At 70.6% G+C, this 14,637-nt stretch carries 16 protein-coding genes; 7 read left to right on the plus strand and 9 right to left on the minus strand.

Going from position 1 to position 14,637, the window contains the following annotated elements:
• Positions 1-76 precede the first annotated feature (76 nt).
• A complete protein-coding gene (locus OV427_RS18965; protein ID WP_267857531.1) occupies positions 77-3,322 on the plus strand; it encodes a type 2 lanthipeptide synthetase LanM family protein in 3,246 nt (1,081 codons plus the stop codon).
• 49 nt (positions 3,323-3,371) lie between these two features.
• A complete protein-coding gene (locus OV427_RS18970; protein ID WP_267857532.1) occupies positions 3,372-3,620 on the plus strand; it encodes a mersacidin/lichenicidin family type 2 lantibiotic in 249 nt (82 codons plus the stop codon).
• Positions 3,621-3,638: 18 nt separating this feature from the next.
• On the opposite strand, the gene OV427_RS18975 is transcribed toward OV427_RS18970, so the two are convergent.
• From OV427_RS18975 to OV427_RS18990, 4 genes are all read right to left on the minus strand, one after another.
• Positions 3,639-4,832 (minus strand): hypothetical protein, encoded by a 1,194-nt coding sequence (locus OV427_RS18975; RefSeq protein WP_267857533.1) that lies wholly within the window; start codon positions 4,830-4,832, stop codon positions 3,639-3,641.
• Between the two features lie 208 nt (positions 4,833-5,040).
• Complete coding sequence (dnaN, locus tag OV427_RS18980) at positions 5,041-6,147, minus strand: DNA polymerase III subunit beta (protein ID WP_267857534.1); 1,107 nt, start codon at positions 6,145-6,147, stop codon at positions 5,041-5,043.
• Between the two features lie 95 nt (positions 6,148-6,242).
• Positions 6,243-6,818 carry a hypothetical protein gene (locus OV427_RS18985; protein ID WP_267857535.1) on the minus strand — a complete coding sequence of 192 codons (576 nt, stop codon included), beginning with the start codon at positions 6,816-6,818 and terminating at the stop codon, positions 6,243-6,245.
• Entirely contained in the window at positions 6,815-7,063 is a 249-nt protein-coding gene (locus OV427_RS18990; RefSeq protein WP_163993950.1) for a hypothetical protein, read from the minus strand. The genes OV427_RS18985 and OV427_RS18990 overlap by 4 nt, the downstream gene beginning before the upstream one ends.
• Before the next feature lie 122 nt (positions 7,064-7,185).
• On the opposite strand from OV427_RS18990, the gene OV427_RS18995 reads away from it, so the two are divergent.
• Positions 7,186-7,683: a DUF6748 domain-containing protein gene (locus OV427_RS18995; RefSeq protein WP_267857536.1), complete on the plus strand. Its 498-nt coding sequence runs from the start codon at positions 7,186-7,188 to the stop codon at positions 7,681-7,683.
• A gap of 16 nt (positions 7,684-7,699) precedes the next feature.
• Here the strand turns inward: OV427_RS18995 and OV427_RS19000 are convergent, their stop codons facing one another.
• From OV427_RS19000 to OV427_RS19010, 3 genes are read right to left on the minus strand one after another with little or no spacing between them, the layout of a single operon-like run.
• Positions 7,700-8,305 carry a peptidase gene (locus OV427_RS19000; RefSeq protein WP_267857537.1) on the minus strand — a complete coding sequence of 202 codons (606 nt, stop codon included), beginning with the start codon at positions 8,303-8,305 and terminating at the stop codon, positions 7,700-7,702.
• Positions 8,305-9,114 (minus strand): ActD-like protein, encoded by an 810-nt coding sequence (locus tag OV427_RS19005; RefSeq protein ID WP_267857538.1) that lies wholly within the window; start codon positions 9,112-9,114, stop codon positions 8,305-8,307. Before OV427_RS19005 ends, OV427_RS19000 begins: the two co-directional genes overlap by 1 nt.
• Positions 9,111-9,596 (minus strand): RNA polymerase sigma factor, encoded by a 486-nt coding sequence (locus OV427_RS19010; protein WP_267857539.1) that lies wholly within the window; start codon positions 9,594-9,596, stop codon positions 9,111-9,113. Before OV427_RS19010 ends, OV427_RS19005 begins: the two co-directional genes overlap by 4 nt.
• Positions 9,597-9,862: 266 nt before the next feature.
• Between OV427_RS19010 and OV427_RS19015 the strand changes: the two genes are divergently transcribed.
• The 4 genes from OV427_RS19015 to OV427_RS19030 all read left to right on the plus strand — a co-directional run bounded on the left by OV427_RS19015 (position 9,863) and on the right by OV427_RS19030 (position 13,480).
• Positions 9,863-11,389: a sensor histidine kinase gene (locus OV427_RS19015; RefSeq protein WP_267857540.1), complete on the plus strand. Its 1,527-nt coding sequence runs from the start codon at positions 9,863-9,865 to the stop codon at positions 11,387-11,389.
• A gap of 101 nt (positions 11,390-11,490) precedes the next feature.
• On the plus strand, positions 11,491-11,982 hold the full coding sequence (locus OV427_RS19020; protein ID WP_267857541.1) for a type II TA system antitoxin MqsA family protein: 492 nt from the start codon (positions 11,491-11,493) through the stop codon (positions 11,980-11,982).
• Between the two features lie 67 nt (positions 11,983-12,049).
• Positions 12,050-12,973, plus strand: a complete 924-nt coding sequence (locus tag OV427_RS19025) for a DUF2381 family protein (RefSeq protein WP_267857542.1) — start codon at positions 12,050-12,052, stop codon at positions 12,971-12,973.
• A gap of 9 nt (positions 12,974-12,982) precedes the next feature.
• Positions 12,983-13,480 carry a serine/threonine protein kinase gene (locus OV427_RS19030; protein ID WP_267857543.1) on the plus strand — a complete coding sequence of 166 codons (498 nt, stop codon included), beginning with the start codon at positions 12,983-12,985 and terminating at the stop codon, positions 13,478-13,480.
• A gap of 72 nt (positions 13,481-13,552) precedes the next feature.
• Here OV427_RS19030 and OV427_RS19035 read toward each other — a convergent pair whose 3' ends face one another.
• Positions 13,553-14,122, minus strand: coding sequence for a hypothetical protein (locus tag OV427_RS19035; protein WP_267857544.1), 570 nt, complete (start codon positions 14,120-14,122; stop codon positions 13,553-13,555).
• Positions 14,123-14,125: 3 nt separating this feature from the next.
• On the minus strand, positions 14,126-14,584 hold the full coding sequence (locus OV427_RS19040) for a hypothetical protein (RefSeq protein WP_267857545.1): 459 nt from the start codon (positions 14,582-14,584) through the stop codon (positions 14,126-14,128).
• Positions 14,585-14,637: the final 53 nt, after the last annotated feature.

Raw genomic sequence — 14,637 nt, forward strand, 5'->3', positions numbered from 1 at the left:
AGGGGACTCAACCGGAGGGCCGCCGCGCATCTGCTAGCGTCGGCGCTCCCATGTGTCCCCTCCTCGCGCCTTGCACATGAGCCCACCTCCCGCTGGCTGGCCGAGCCTGTCCACCTGGAGCCATGCGCTCTCACTCACGGAGCGCGCCCGCGCGCGGCAGCGCCTGCCGCCGGCCTCCGCGCCACCTCCCGAGGCGCGGGAGCGGGCCGACCGTCTCGCGGCGCGCTGGCACGGGCAGCGGCCCTTCGAAGACCCCGCGCTCTGGCACGCGCGACTCGCCGCGGACGGGCTCGACGAGCCGGGCTGGCGGGAGCTCCTCGTGGCCCGGGAGGACTGGCTTTCCGCGCAGGAGGCGCCACCGTCCTGGCTGGAGCTGCTGCAACGCGCCCATGCGGAAGCCGGGGCCGAGGCCCCCGCTCCGCCCGGGCTGCTGGCCCCCGTGGCGCCGCTGATGCGCTGGGGCCTCCATCAGCTCAGGGATGGGCTGCGGCGGCTCGCGCCCGCCGACGCTCCGCCGCGCTTCGTACCGGAGTCGGTGGAGGCCTCCCTGCTCCGCCTGCTCGAACGTCGCTTGAAGAGCCGGCTGGCCCGCACCCTCGCGCTCGAGCTGCACATCGCCGGACTCGAGGGCCGGCTCACCGGAAACACGCCCGAGGAGCGCTTCGCCAGCTTCGCCGCCAGTCTCGGCACGTCCGCGGCGGCGCTCGAGCTGCTCGGTCGCTACCCCGTCCTCGCGCGGCAGCTCACCGTCTGTGTCGGGGACTGGGTGACCTTCAGCCTCGAGGTGCTGGGGAACCTGCGGCGCGACTGGACCGCGCTGTGCGAGCGCTTCCTGCGGGAGGAGGCTCCAGGCCCGCTGCTCGAAGTCGAGGGCACCGCGGGAGACTCCCATGGAGGTGGCCGCTGCGTGCTCATGCTGCGCTTCCAGGGAGGCTTGCGGCTCGTCTACAAGCCGCGCTCGCTGGCGCTCGAGGCGGGCTTCCACGACCTGGTGCGCTGGCTCGGTCCGGACCTGGAGCCCTCGCTCCGGCCCCTCGTCGTGCTGGACCGCGGAGACCACGGCTGGGTGGAATTCGTACGGGACGCGCCCTGCGACTCCCCCGCCGGGCTGGAACGCTTCTACCTGCGCCAGGGCCTGCTGCTGGGACTCTTCCACTTCCTGTCGGCCACGGACTTCCACTACGAGAACCTCATCGCGGCCGGTGAGCAGCCGGTCCCCGTCGACCTGGAGACGCTGTTCCATCCGGCCGTGCCACGCGCTCGCGCGCCCCCTCCCGGCGATGACGGTATCGAGGAGAGCGTGCTGCGACTGGGACTGCTGCCCCAGCGCATCCTTCCCCTGGGTGGGAGCGCCGGAATCGACATCAGCGGGCTCGGCGCGACCGCGGGCCAGAAGACGCCCATGGACGTGCTCCAGCTCGTCGACGCGGGCACCGAGCGGATGCGCTTCGTCGCCTCGCCCCACCACCTGGGCACGCCGCGCAGCCGGCCCACGCTGCGGGGCGCACCCGTGGAGCTGGCCGACCATGTCGACGCCATCACCCGGGGCTTCACCCGCATCTGGCGCCTCCTCCAGCAGCGGCGGGACGCCCTGCTCGCGGCGGAGGGCCCGCTGGCCGCGCTGGCGGACGCCGAGGTCCGCCTGGTGGCGCGGCCCACGCGCGTCTACGCCAACCTCCTCTCGGAGAGCGCGCACCCGCACCACCTGCAGGATGCGATGGAGCGCGAGTGTCTCTTCGACAGGCTGTGGCTGGGAGCCGCCGACGCCCCCTTCCTCCAGGCGCTGATGGGTCCAGAGAAGGAGGACCTGGAGCGCGCCGACATCCCGCGCTTCTCCACCCGCGTGGGCTCGCGCACCGTCTGGGACAGCCAGGGCCGCCCGCTACCGGTGTCCCTCGGGGAGAGCGGCCTGGAGCGCGTGCGCCGCCGGCTGGAGCGCGCGGACGACGCCGACCTGGAGCGGCAGCTCCACCTCATCCGCCAGGCCGTCCAGTTGGATGCACTGGCGCGGCGGCCCACGCCACGAACGCGCTCGAGCGGAGTGCCCGGCGCGGCGCCCGCCAGCCGGGACGCGCTCCTGGCCGCCAGCTCGGCCGTGGCGGAGCGGCTCGCGGCGCTGTGTTTCCGGGGGCCCAGGCGGGCGCGCTGGCTCGTGCCGCGCCGTCTGGAGGGACGCCACTGGACGCTCGCGGAGGCCGGGGCGGACCTCTACTTCGGACTGCCGGGCATCGCCCTGTTCCTCGGCCAGCTCGGCGCGGTGGGTGGAGAGCCACGGCATCGCGCGCTCGCCGAGGCCGCCACCGTCGCCTTGCGCGACCAGCTCCGCGCCACATCGGGGCGACGGACGTCCGGCGCCCTGGACAAGGTGGGCGCCTTCGACGGCTGGGGTGGCGTCCTCTACGCCTGCACGCACCTGGCGGACCTGTGGCGCGAGCCGGAGCTCTGGACGCTGGCGGAGTCCGTGCTCGAGCGGCTGCCCGAGGCCATCGACGCGGATGGGCACCATGACCTCGTCAGCGGCAACGCGGGCTGTCTGCTCGGCCTGCTGCGGCTCGCGGAGCAGCGCCCCACGTCCCAGGCCCTGTCCCTGGCGCGCAGGTGCGGCGAGCGGCTCCTCGCGGCGGCGCGGCCGGCGGGCGAGGGGCTCGGCTGGCTTCCACTCCGAGGCGCCTCACGCCCGCTCATGGGGCTGTCGCACGGCGCGGCGGGCATCGCCTGGGCACTGCTCGAGCTGGGCGCCGCCACGGGCGAGCCCCGCTGCTTCGAAGCCGTCAGGGGCGCACTGGCCTATGAGCGCGGAGGCTTCTCCCGTGAGCAGGGCAACTGGCCCGACCTGCGCGACGGCGCGCCCGAGGACGAGGCCGCCGAAGGAGGAGCGGCGGGCGGCGGGCATTTCCTCACGGCCTGGTGTCATGGCGCGCCCGGCATCGGCCTGTCGCGGTTGGTCATGCGCAAGCACCTGAAGGACGAGGCCCTGGAGCGCGAGCTCGACGAGGCCGTGGCCACCACGCTTCGCGCCGGCTTCGGCCTCAACCACAGCCTGTGTCATGGCGATTTGGGCAACCTCGATTTCCTCCTGGACGCCGCGCGGGCGCGAGGTGATGAAGCGCTCAAAGCGCGGGTGTATCTCCAGGCGGCGGGAGTGCTCGACGACATCCAACGGCAGGGGTGGCTGTACGGCACGCCCGGGGGAACACAACCCCCGGGGTTGATGGTGGGCCTCGCGGGCATCGGTCATGGGCTGCTGCGGCTGGCGTCGCCGGAGGACGTGCCTTCGGTGCTGAGCCTGGGAGCTCCGGGCAGGGCCGGTTTACGCCGTTGAAGCACAACGGCTACCATGCCCGGGCGGCACCACCTGCACGGAGGACACAATGAAGGAACTCTCCAGGGAAGACATCGTTCGCGCGTGGCGTGACCCGGACGTCTACCGCTCGCTCGACGAGACGCAGCGCGCCGCGCTCCCCGCGCATCCCTCGGGCCTGGTCGAGCTCTCGGATGCCGTGCTCGACGCCGTCCACGGCGGCTACAAGGACTCCGAGGGCACCCACTACTCGTTCTGTGACCCCACGGCCGACTGGTGCGACGACTGCAAGGGTGACGTCAACGCCGCCGCTTCGTGACGTGGCGGGCGGCGGACCTCAGCCCCCACGCGAGGCGGCGTTGCGAGCGGCGTGAACCAGCGCGGACAGGTCCCTGACGTCCGCGCCCACGTCCGCCGCCGGAGGCCGTGCCCGGTCCGGTGAGAACAGGCGCGCGGGCGTCTGGGATTGACCGCGCAGGAGGATGAACAGGCGCAGCGCGTCCCGCAGTCGCTCCACGTCCGGGCCTTCCTCACGACGGGCCTGCTGCGCCGCGCTCCACAGCCGCACCCACGCGGCCTCTTCGTTCCACGCTCCAGAAGGCCGCTCGCGCGCCAGCGCCGCCAGCTCCGCGGCCAGCTCGAACAGGGCCGCGCGTCCCTCACCGAAGGCCGCGCATGGCTCGAGCCGCGCGTCATGTGCGGAGCCCTCGCGAGCCGCCAGCCACACGAGCAGCTCCGGCACCTCCGCATCACCGGGCACCACCGGCGCAAGCCTCGCCTCCAGCAGCGCGCGCAGCCGGGCCCGGGCGACACCCGTCCAGAAGGCCGCGTGCAGCAACAACTCCGGCCCGCTGCGCGGCACCTGCAACGGCACGCGGGACGCGCGCTTCTCCAGGAACTCCTTCACGCGGCCGCTGGTGTCGAAGTGCTCCAGCCGCTGCCACAGCGTGGCCAGCGCCGTTTCCGCCAGGGGCAGCGCGCGCCGCAATTCATCCGCCTCGGCCGAGGTGAAGGGCAGCGGCCCTTCCGGCGCGGGGCGCTTGAAGACGCGCTCGAACACCTCGGCGGCGGCGCACGCGGCGCGCAGCTCCGGCAGGTTGCGCGGCAGCAGCTCCACGGCCCGGGCCCAGGTGCGCCGGCCCAGCAACGGGCCCGCCTCCAGCACCACCTCCTCCAGCTTCAACAGCGCCTCGCCGAGCGACTCCGGGCGCTCCTCCTCGGGCAGCCGCCGGAAGGCCGCGTGCTCCACGGCCTCGCGCAGCCGCTCCACCTCGGCCATCAGCTTCACGGGCGCGGCGTCGGCCGGCCAGCCTTCCGCGGCGGCGCGGCGTTTCAGCGCGGCGAGCGCGGCGTCCACGTCCGGCTGGGCCTGGGCCACCTCGCGGAGCAGCTCGAACTGCGCACGCACCCGGTCCTTCCAGAAGAAGGCGTCCAGCATGCCGCGCAGGGCCCGGTAACGAAGCCGCGTGGCCTCCAGGAGGTCCGCGCGGTCCTCCAGCCGAGCCCGCAGGTTGTCCGGGTGGGTGGCCACGCCCTCACTATACGAAGGCGGCTCGCGGCCGGCAGGCCCCCCCAGCCCCCGGGCCCTCACACGAGTGAACGGTGCGCGGCCTGCTTCCGTTGGCTTGGAGGCGCGACGCGAGCGGGAGGCGCCTCCGGGTACGTCCGTCGAGTTCAGGATGCGGCACGTCCACCCCGCGCGCGGTACGGCGCTCCGGGGTGGACCGCGCGGATCCGACTCAGACGCGCATGGGCATGACGACGGCGGTGAAGCTGCGGTCGCCGGGGGCGTGGAGGACGCCCGGGCTGTGCTCGTCGCCCAGCTCGAAGGAGACCTCATCCGTCTCGGTGACGGTGAGCACGTCCATGAGGTAGCGCGCGTTGAAGCCGATGGTGATGTCGTTGCCCCGGTAGGCCAACTCCAGCACGTCCTTGGCCTCGCCCAGGTCCGGGTTGCTCGCGGTGATGACGAGCTTGTTGTCCTCCAGGCCGATGCGAACCGCGTTGCTCTTGTCCGCCGACAGCAGGGCGATGCGCTTGAGCCCTTCGAGGAAGCGCGTCTTCGGCACGAGGACGACCTTCTCGCCCTGCTTGGGGATGACGCGCTGGTACTCGGGGAACTGGCCGTCGATGAGGCGCATCACCATGGTGAGGCCGGGCTTCTTGAACAGGGCGGAGTTCTCCGCGAAGCCCAGGTGGCACTCGGCGTCGGGGGCCTCGTCGAGCAGGCGCTTGAGCTCCATCAGGCCCTTGCGGGGGATGATGACGCCGCTCTTGAGCTTGAAGTCGCCTGGCACCTCGCGCTCGATGAGCGACAGGCGGTGGCCGTCGGTGGCCACCATGCGGACCTTGCCGTCCTCCTGGGGCTCGAAGAAGACGCCGTTGAGGATGTAGCGCGTCTCGTCGCTGGAGATGGCGAACTGGGTCTTCTTGATCATCTCCAGGAGGGTGTTGCCGCCCACCTGCACCAGGGGCGCGTTCTCCTCCTTGGGCAGCTTGGGGTACTCCTCGGCGGCCATGCCGACAATCTTGAAGTGGGCCGAGCCACTGGAGATGTCGACGTAGTTGTTGGCCAGCTTCTTGAGGGTGACCTGGGCGTCCGGGAGGTTCTGGACGATGTCGAAGACGTACTTGGCGCTGAGGGTGACGGCGCCCGTCTTGATGACCTCGGCGGGGTGCTCGGAGACGATTCCGATGTCCAGGTCGAACGCGGTGACGGTGATGCCGCCCTTGTTCGCGGTGACGAGCACGTTGGCGAGGATGGGCATCGTCGTCTTGCGCTCGACGATTCCCTGCGCGCGGTAGAGGGCCTTCTTCAGCTCGTCGGCGGCGATGCGGAATTCCATCGGAAGGTGTCCTTACGGGTCACGCCCCGGAGGGGCGATCAACGAGGCCGGATGTAGCCCCTGACCGGGGGGACGTCAATGAACGCCGAAGCCCTCTAGCCCGCCAATGTCCGAGCTCGGTCGAGCAGGGCCGTCACCCCAAGTTGCCCTGCCCAGGAGTTCAGGTAATCCACATCCATCTGACCGCCGGTCACCCGGAGGACCTGAACGATATCCCGCCATTGCGTGGTGGAGGTCTCCCCACCCTCACGGAACCACAACAGCTTGCGCAGGACGGAGTCCTCCGGGCTCTTGATGAAGAGTCCCCTTCCGTCCGGGGTCAGCGCCACCCGGCGGCGACGCTCGAACTCGCTCCGGTCGAACGCCCCGGAGCGCAGCAGGAAGAGGTCCACCTTCGTGACGGTGGGGAGGTGGAAGATGTTCCAGGAAGCGCCCTGCCGGACGGCGTCCCGGAGCGACTCTTCATCCACGTCGAAGTCAGCCCCCAGGGCCTGAACGAACGCCGGGAGCTGGGGCAGGCGCAGGTCGATGACGAAGTCGATGTCGTTGGTGGCCCGGGGTTCGCCCTGGAGCGAGCTCGCCAGACTGCCTCCGAGGAAATATCCCACCCCGGCCACTTCCAGCGCATCGGCGCACTGGAGGGCCACGGCGATGACATCCGGCTCGCTCATCCGCGCAGTGCCGGGTGGGGACCGAACAGCCGGGTCGCCACCTCACGCCCGTAGAGCCGCTCTGTGAGCCGGACGCGGACCTCCGTCTCGTCCGCCAGGGGAAACGCCTGGCGGATACCCGCGGTGGCCATCTGCCGCACCGCACGTGTCAGCGCGCCCGCCTTGCGCAGCCGGTCCACCGGGGACTGGGCTCGCAGCAGCTGCAGGTAGCGCTCGCGTCGGCGTGGATCCGTGTCCTGGTCCATGTTCCGGAACATAGTCCGCCCCGCGAGCGTCGCCACTCCGCCGGCCCCTGGAAGCAAGCGCGGACTGGCCCCAATCTCTCAAGAGGAGGACACTGCGCCTCCCTTCCCTTCCGGAGCCCTTCATGAACGTCCGCCCGCTGCTGCTCGCCGCCCTGGCCCTTGGCTTCGCCGCCGGCTGCACCACGCCCTCCTCCTCTCCCACCCCCCCGAGCGAGCCCGGCACCCCGTCCACCGAGGCCGCCCGCCCCGCCGCCGAGGCCGCCCCCAAGGGCAACGAGCCCGGCACCGAGGCCGCCCCCACGCCCCCGCCCCCCGCCGGTGGCGAGGTGAAGCAGGGTGAGAGCACCGTCTACCTCGTCAAGAACAGCGGCATCCGCTGCATCGCCCCGCCCTGCCCCACCTACAACGCCTACCGCGCGGACAAGCCGGACTCGGAGCCCATCCCCGTCCACGAGCTGGACCTGTCCGCCCTCTCCGGCGGCTCCGACGAGCGCGCGAACGAGCTGGAGCTGCAGACGTTCAAGGAGGGCCTGCGCGTGGAGGCCACCCTGGAGACCCGCGCCAACGCCGGCCCCGCCGGTGCCGCCACCGTCCTGCGCGCCAGCCGCATGCTCAAGTGAAGCCGAACCGGGCCGCCTAGATGTGCAGCCCCACCTGGAGCCCGGGCCAGTGCTGCAGGCGCTGGTCCGGCTTCGGCTGGCTCTCACTCGCGGAGAAGCGGGTGATGGAGTCGAAGTCCGGCTGCCCCCAGACGAACCACAGGTTGTAGGTGGGCCCGGCGAACACCGCCAGCCGCGGCAGCACCTGGAAGCCCAGCATCAGCCGCGCCTGCCCCAGCACGTTGCCGCCGTCACCCTCCAGCGGCTTCTGCACCGGCTGCACCGCGCCGCCCGTCACGTCCCCGTCCAGCCAGAGCCGGTGGCCCAGCGTCAGGTGGCCGCCCAGCCCCGCGCCGAAGCTGAAGCGCGCGTCCCGCCCCGGCTCGAAGCCCGACAGCAGCGTGAAGTAGAACGGCCCGCCGCCGAACTTCACGGCCAGGTTGGCGAACTGGATGTCGCTCGCCCACAGCTCCACGTGCACCTTGCCCTTGCGCAGCGCCCGCGAGGACGCGGGCACCTCGCCCGCCGACTGCGCGAGGGCGGATCCACCCGCTTCCGCCACCAGACGGGAAGCCCCCGGAAACTGCCCGGCGACCGCCGCCCCTGCCCACAGCCACGATGCGAGGAGCGCAAAGGAGTTCATCACCTCTGCTTTTCCAGCGTGAACGACACCTGCGTCAAGTCCCCGGGCAAAGACAGGGGGGCCGTCCGGGCGTCCGGGCCCTCCGCAAGGGCCTTGGCCGCGGCCAGCACGGGCTCCAGGGAGAACGACTCCTCCGAGGAGATGAAGAAGAAGCGCTCGAAGTCCGGCGCGTCGTCCAGCTCGTACGCACGGGGGAGCATGTGGGTGCCGGACGGAGACAGCACGGCGGAGTCGCCGCCCCCTTCCGGCGCGTGCAGGGTGACGGCGCCGCGCCCGTCCACGGAGAGGATGACGCCGTGCCCGCGGCCCGCGGCCACATACGCCAGCTGCACCACGTCACCCGCGGCGGCGGGAGCCCCGTCGGTGAGGCGCTCGGGGCCCGCGGCGGCCTGACGGTGGACGAGCAGCTGGGGCGCCAGGCCCTTGATGCGCGTCGTCTCGGCGGAGCCGCCGGATGCCGTCAGGTCCGACCCGGTCACTCCCGAGCCGTCGGGCGAGGTGTCGGGGCGCGCCAGGACGAAGAGGGCCACGGTGGCGAGCGCCGGCACCAGCAGGCCCCATGCCGGTGCCAGGCGCCGCGAAGGGGAGGGCGCCTCCTTCCGGGACGCGCGGGCCGCCACCTCGCGAACGACGCGCGCGGGGGGCAGCCGCTCCAGCGTGGCACGCGTGTCGGCCTCGAGGGCGGCCAGGCGCGCGGGGCCGTCGGGCTCGGCGGAGAGCCGGGCGCGCGCGGCGGCCAGCTCGTCGGGGGAGAGCTCTCCCAGTGCGATTCGCTCCAGCAGCCAGTCGGGTGTGCGGGGGGAGTTCATGCGGCCTCCAGCTCCAGCTCTTGCAGCACGGCGGACAGCGCGCGCAGGCGCTTGCGCACGCCGGACACGGACAGGCCCACCTCCCGGGCCGTCTCCTCCAGCGTCATTCCATCCACCAGGTGCAGCACGGCGATGTCGCGGCTGGACGCGGGCACCCGGCCGAACAGCCGGTCCAGCATCCCGCGCGCCGCGGCGCGTGATTCGGTGTCCTCGGCGGAGGCAATCTGCAGCACCAGCTCGTCCTCCCGGTCCTCCGGCCGCCGCTTCGCCCCGCGCAGCTTGTTGAGGGACACGGTGGTGGCAATGCGGTGCAGCAGGCTGGACGGCGCCTGGTCCTTCAGCGCGCCCTGGTAGCGCAGGAGCTGGACGAACACGTCGTGCATGGCGTCCACGGCCTTCTCCTCGTCACGCAGGAGGAAGCGGCAGCGCCGGAGCACCTGGGGGCCGTAGCGGCGGTAGTAGGCCTCCACATCGATTGACACCGGCGTCGCGCCTCCCTCGTTCGCGGAGGGGAACACCGGCCCCGCGAAGAACTGTTACCGCGCCTTTGCGTCCGTACCCCTTTTTCCCCGGCCGGGCCACCCGCCACCGCGCCATTCCGGCTCTGTCGCACGCCTGGAGCGCGACCTGCCGGCGCCCGGTGCGCCTTCACGCCCGGTGCGTCCGGACCCCGGCTCGGGCCAGTACCCGACATCATGGGGACTCAAGCGGAAGAAAGCGGAAGTAGCGTGGGTAATCCTTCCCAGCGATGGCCACCGACCTCCCCCGCCAGACAGCCCGGCCCGCGCCCGTGATTCTCGTGGTGGATGACCACGAGGCGAGCCGCTACCTGCTCTGCGTCACCCTGAGGCGCGCGGGCTTCGCCACGGTGGAGGCGGAGACGGGCGAGGACGCGCTGCGGCTCGCCCTGGGACAGCCGGACGCCATCCTGCTCGACGTGAAGCTGCCGGACATCCTCGGCTTCGAGGTGTGCCAGCGGCTCAAGCGCGACGTGGAAACGGCCGCCATCCCCGTCATCCAGCTCTCCTCGGCCTTCACCTCCACGACCGACCGGGTGGAGGGCCTGCAAGGCGGTGCGGACAGCTACCTCATCGCCCCGGTGAATCCCGAGGAGCTGCTGGCCACGCTCCACGTGCTCCTGCGCGCGCGGGCGTCCGCGCGCAGGCAGTCCAACCTGCTGGATGAAGAGCGGGCGATGCGCGCCGAGCTGGAGCGGGCCAACGCGCTCCTGCGCGAGCAGGCCATCATCCTCGGCAACGTGCGCGACAGCGTGGTGGTGACGGACCTGCACGGCCGCATCACCCACTGGAACCACGGCGCCGAGCACCTCTTCGGCTACACGTCCGGCGAGATGTTGGGGGAGACCACGGCGCGCCTCTACCCGGAGCAGGACCTCGCCGAGGCGGCACGCGACATCGCCCGCATCCGCGAGGGCCTGGACTACCGGGGCGAGTGGAAGGGGCGGCGCAAGGACGGCGCCACCGTCTGGGTGGACATCCACACCACCCTGCTGCGCAGCGAGCGCGGCGAGGCGCTGGGCTTCATCGGCGTGGCCAAGGACATCACCGAGCGCAAGCGGGTGGAGGACGAGCTGCGCCGGCGCGCGGACTTCGAGCAGCAGCTCATCGGCATCGTCTCGCATGACCTGCGCAACCCGCTCTCGGTGATGCTGCTGTCGGCGTCCATCCTCCTGCGCGGGGAGGACTTCAACGAGCGCACCACGAAGCACCTCACGCGCATCGTCTCCAACGGCGAGCGCGCGAGCCGGATGATTCGCGACCTGCTGGACTTCACCCAGGCGCGGCTGGGTGGGGGAATCGCCCTGGAGCGCACGCAATCGGACCTGCACCGCGTGGTGCGCGGCGTGGTGGAGGACATGCGCGTGGCCCACGCGGAGCGCGAGGTGCGGCTGGAGCTGTCCGGAGATGGCCGGGGACTCTGGGACACGGACCGCATGGCCCAGGTGATGACGAACCTCCTGTCCAACGCGCTCACCCACGGCGCCACGGAGACGCCCGTCACCGTGCGGGCCTGGAGCACGGAGGCCGCCTGGCACTTCTGCGTCCACAACGACGGCGAGCCCATTCCCCCCGAAGTCCAGGCGAGCCTCTTCGAGCCGATGCGCCGGGGACCGAGGACGGGAGACACGACGAACCGCTCGATTGGCCTGGGGCTCTACATCGTCAAGCACCTCGTGGACGCGCACGGCGGCACGGTGGACCTGGACTCCGCCCCCGGCCGCGGCACCACCTTCACCGTGCGGCTGCCACGCTGAGCAGCGTGCCAGTCAGGAGCTGGCCCCGACGGCCGTACCAGGACTGGAAGCCTGGGACTTCGCACGGAGCCGATGGTGGTCACGGCATGGAGGAAGAAGCGATGAAGTGCATGCAGTGCGGTGGGAGCATGACGTCCCGGCAGGAGACGCGGAGGTCCTACGGCGGACTGGAGCGCGTCATCATGGAGGGCGTCCAGGTCCGCCATTGCCCGGACTGCGGGGAGGAGGAAATCAGCTACTCGAACGTCGAGAAGCTCCACACGGCGCTCACGCTGCAACTCGCGTGGAAGGAGGCGGGGCTCACGCCACGGGAGATCCGCTTCCTGCGCACGTACCTTGGGCTGTCGGGCTCCGACCTGGCCCGCCGCATGGGAGTGACGAAGGAGACGGTGTCCCGCTGGGAATGCGTCGACAAACCCCTGTCCATGGGCCCCATGGCGGAGCGACTGCTGCGCCTGATGGCCGTGCGCGAGCAACCCGTGACGGAGTACCCGCTGGAGCGACTCGAGCACGTCGCGACCACCGAGGCCACCCCGCTGCGCGTGCGCCTCAAGCCGAGGAAGCAGGACTGGACGGTGGAGCTGTCCACGTAGAAGTCGGAGTGGCCAGCGCCCTTACGGGTATGTACTTGGAGACATGCCCTGGTAGGTTGTGCGCACCATGCGAGCCCTCATGCCTTGTCGGGCCACCCTGCTGCTCGTCCTGCTGACTTCCGCGGCTGCGGCCCATGAGCGAGAGGACCTCGCGATACGGCCCATCCTCCTCTCGGAGCACCCAGACGACAGCACCCATCGGGTCTACGTGAAGGGACAGGTCGCTACCGTTCTGCGGTTCGAGCAGTCCGTGGTCCGGGACAAGACGAAGATGATGGGGTGGGAAGGCAGATTCGAGCCGCTGGTCGTCGCCGGCGGGAGGGTGCTCCTGGAGCCACTCCACGACCTCGCCTCTGACGAAGCTGTTCCCCTGTTGGTGACGCTCGCGGATGGGACGCAGATTGCCTTCCTGCTGAGACCACCGGACCGTGAGAGTGGAGCGAGGACGGACCAACAGGTCAACGTGTTCAAGGACCGTGAAAGCTACGAGGCCATGCACGCGGCCTTGCTGCGAGCGCTCAAGGACAATCACGTCCTGGGCGAAGAGAACGAACGCCTCCGCAAGGAGGAGACCTCCCCGGACCATGCGCTCGCCGCGCTGCTGGTCTCTGGCTCGGTCAGGCAGACGCCTTTTGTCGTGAGGCGTCGATGGTTCTTCAAAGAGGCGGATGCGGATGTCGAGGTCGTCGTCTTCTCCGGCAAGACCAAGGCCGCTGTCGTCTTCAACATCGTCAACCATGATTCCGAGCAGTCCTGGAGCCTGACGCGAACCCGCGCATGGAGCGCCTCGAGTGGCCAACTCCGACAGGTGGCGGTGAAGGCGGCGAGACCCTCGATTCCTCCTGGCGAGTCCGGCTCTCTCGCCATCGTTGCGGATAGGAGCGCCTTCATGGACACGGAAGGACCGGGGCAGTTGGCTCTGGAGATCTTCCGGCACGATGGACAGAGGCAAGCCTACGTCGTGCTGGATCCCCGTTTGACCCGTGAGTAAGTGCGGCACATGCGCCACAAGCCCTTCGCACTCCTCTGCTGCGCGACGCTCCTCGTGACGGCATCTGGTTGCCCCGGTACCGCCACGGGTGGGGTGACGCTGCGTCCTGATGGAAGCCCGGGACCGGAGAAGTGCCCGGAGAAGGCGCTGGAGACCATGCGCATTCTCAGGCTGTATGTGGGGGACTCCGCGCGAGTCGAGCTGGATGTGAACCAGGACGACACCAGCCCCATCACGCTGTACGAAGGCCCCATCGAGAGCATGGTGGACGAGGACTTCGGTCCTTTCGAATCGCCCACCCGGCTCTACGGCAGGGTCTGGACGGAGGGACCACAGGTGGTCATCCGCTACTACGAGGCGCACCCGCCCCGGGCGGACAAGGTGCCCATCTGCGCGGTCGCCCGCCTCTCGAAGGGGCAGCTCAGGAAACGCCCTGAGTCCAAGCCAGGAACGGCCATCCTCGAGTTCTCCTCGGCCGGCGTCTACATCGTGAACGAGTTCCGCTGACCCGTCGCACTCCCAGGCCAGCCCGGACTGCACGTCACGCCATCCCGTGAGCAGGGCCGGCGCTCCCGCGACTCAGGGCACCCGTGCGGGCTCGCTCAAGAAGAGCGCATGGAACAGGGTGGTCTCCGGAGGCTCCCGTGGCTCCACGATGAGCGGAACGGGAGTATCGGCGACCTCGCGTGGAAGCAGCGTGGCCTCGTACCGCGTTTCGATGTTCCGGGCGATGATGCGCGCGGGCGCCCGCAGCAACTCCGGGAGTGGCTCGAAGAGCACCTCTTCGATTCGCTTCTTGCCACGGTACTCGCGCCTCACTCCATAGACAGTGTAGACGGGCGCCAGGATGCTGAGGCAGCCGACCACGACCCAGCTGAGGGTAGGGTCCTGGCGGTTGGATTCCGGGTAGGCGCCACAGCGGAGGCAGGCGTCACATGTGGACGTGATGTTCCCAATCCTGAAGTCAGTCAACTCCTCCCTGACAGAGCCCAGCAGGGCTCTCCATCGGTCCATCTCTTCAACCGCCCGCTCCCAGCGCTGGTCGAGCCGCTGCGTTTCCGGGCTCCTGTCGAGCCGGAAGTCGTAGTCCTTGTCCGCACGCCAGTGGTCCCGGGCAATCGCCATCAGCTTCTCGACCGAGAGAATCATGAGCTAGAACCCCACCTTCACTGGCGTCGTCTTCTTGTGGCACGTCGTCCTGACAATGGAACCCTGAACAGCCCCGTACAGGGTCTCCTGGTAGGTCTTCTTGAAGCTCTCACACGCCAGCCCTGGAGGCAGCGCGGCCGTGGCGGGACGGAAGACACGCTCTGCTGCCACCGTGGCACAGTCTGCGGCGATTCGCTGCGCAAGCGCTCGGGAGATGGAACCTTCCTGCTCGGTCTCCATCGGCATCTCGACCCCGAACTTGCAAACGAACGACTCCCTCGTCGTCATATTCTCCATGAGTGCGTGAACACACGCCGCCCGCCATCCGTCCGGCCCAAGCTCGGTCTTCTCGACGATGGTGACGAAGTCGAAGTGCCCGGGCTGGAGTCCCCCGGTGGCACAGCCCCAGCACACGGGAAGCAGCAGGGCGACCGCGCAGCCCCAGACGCCGGAAACGGCCATTTCGAGCCCTCCAACCCCATTGCAACAGAGCCAGGAGCGAACGGGCCTCGGCC

This window comes from Pyxidicoccus sp. MSG2, assembly GCF_026626705.1.
Lineage (GTDB): Bacteria > Myxococcota > Myxococcia > Myxococcales > Myxococcaceae > Myxococcus.

What these genes read in the sequence shown, in the direction of transcription:
- OV427_RS18965 (WP_267857531.1), top strand. Translation starts at nt 77, where the DNA reads ATGAGCCCACCTCCCGCTGGCTGGCCGAGCCTGTCCACCTGGAGCCAT.
- OV427_RS18970 (WP_267857532.1), top strand. Translation starts at nt 3,372, where the DNA reads ATGAAGGAACTCTCCAGGGAAGACATCGTTCGCGCGTGGCGTGACCCG.
- dnaN (WP_267857534.1), bottom strand. Translation starts at nt 6,147, where the DNA reads ATGGAATTCCGCATCGCCGCCGACGAGCTGAAGAAGGCCCTCTACCGC.
- OV427_RS18985 (WP_267857535.1), bottom strand. Translation starts at nt 6,818, where the DNA reads ATGAGCGAGCCGGATGTCATCGCCGTGGCCCTCCAGTGCGCCGATGCG.
- OV427_RS18990 (WP_163993950.1), bottom strand. Translation starts at nt 7,063, where the DNA reads ATGGACCAGGACACGGATCCACGCCGACGCGAGCGCTACCTGCAGCTG.
- OV427_RS18995 (WP_267857536.1), top strand. Translation starts at nt 7,186, where the DNA reads ATGAACGTCCGCCCGCTGCTGCTCGCCGCCCTGGCCCTTGGCTTCGCC.
- OV427_RS19000 (WP_267857537.1), bottom strand. Translation starts at nt 8,305, where the DNA reads ATGAACTCCTTTGCGCTCCTCGCATCGTGGCTGTGGGCAGGGGCGGCG.
- OV427_RS19005 (WP_267857538.1), bottom strand. Translation starts at nt 9,114, where the DNA reads ATGAACTCCCCCCGCACACCCGACTGGCTGCTGGAGCGAATCGCACTG.
- OV427_RS19015 (WP_267857540.1), top strand. Translation starts at nt 9,863, where the DNA reads ATGGCCACCGACCTCCCCCGCCAGACAGCCCGGCCCGCGCCCGTGATT.
- OV427_RS19020 (WP_267857541.1), top strand. Translation starts at nt 11,491, where the DNA reads ATGAAGTGCATGCAGTGCGGTGGGAGCATGACGTCCCGGCAGGAGACG.
- OV427_RS19025 (WP_267857542.1), top strand. Translation starts at nt 12,050, where the DNA reads ATGCGAGCCCTCATGCCTTGTCGGGCCACCCTGCTGCTCGTCCTGCTG.
- OV427_RS19030 (WP_267857543.1), top strand. Translation starts at nt 12,983, where the DNA reads ATGCGCCACAAGCCCTTCGCACTCCTCTGCTGCGCGACGCTCCTCGTG.
- OV427_RS19035 (WP_267857544.1), bottom strand. Translation starts at nt 14,122, where the DNA reads ATGATTCTCTCGGTCGAGAAGCTGATGGCGATTGCCCGGGACCACTGG.
- OV427_RS19040 (WP_267857545.1), bottom strand. Translation starts at nt 14,584, where the DNA reads ATGGCCGTTTCCGGCGTCTGGGGCTGCGCGGTCGCCCTGCTGCTTCCC.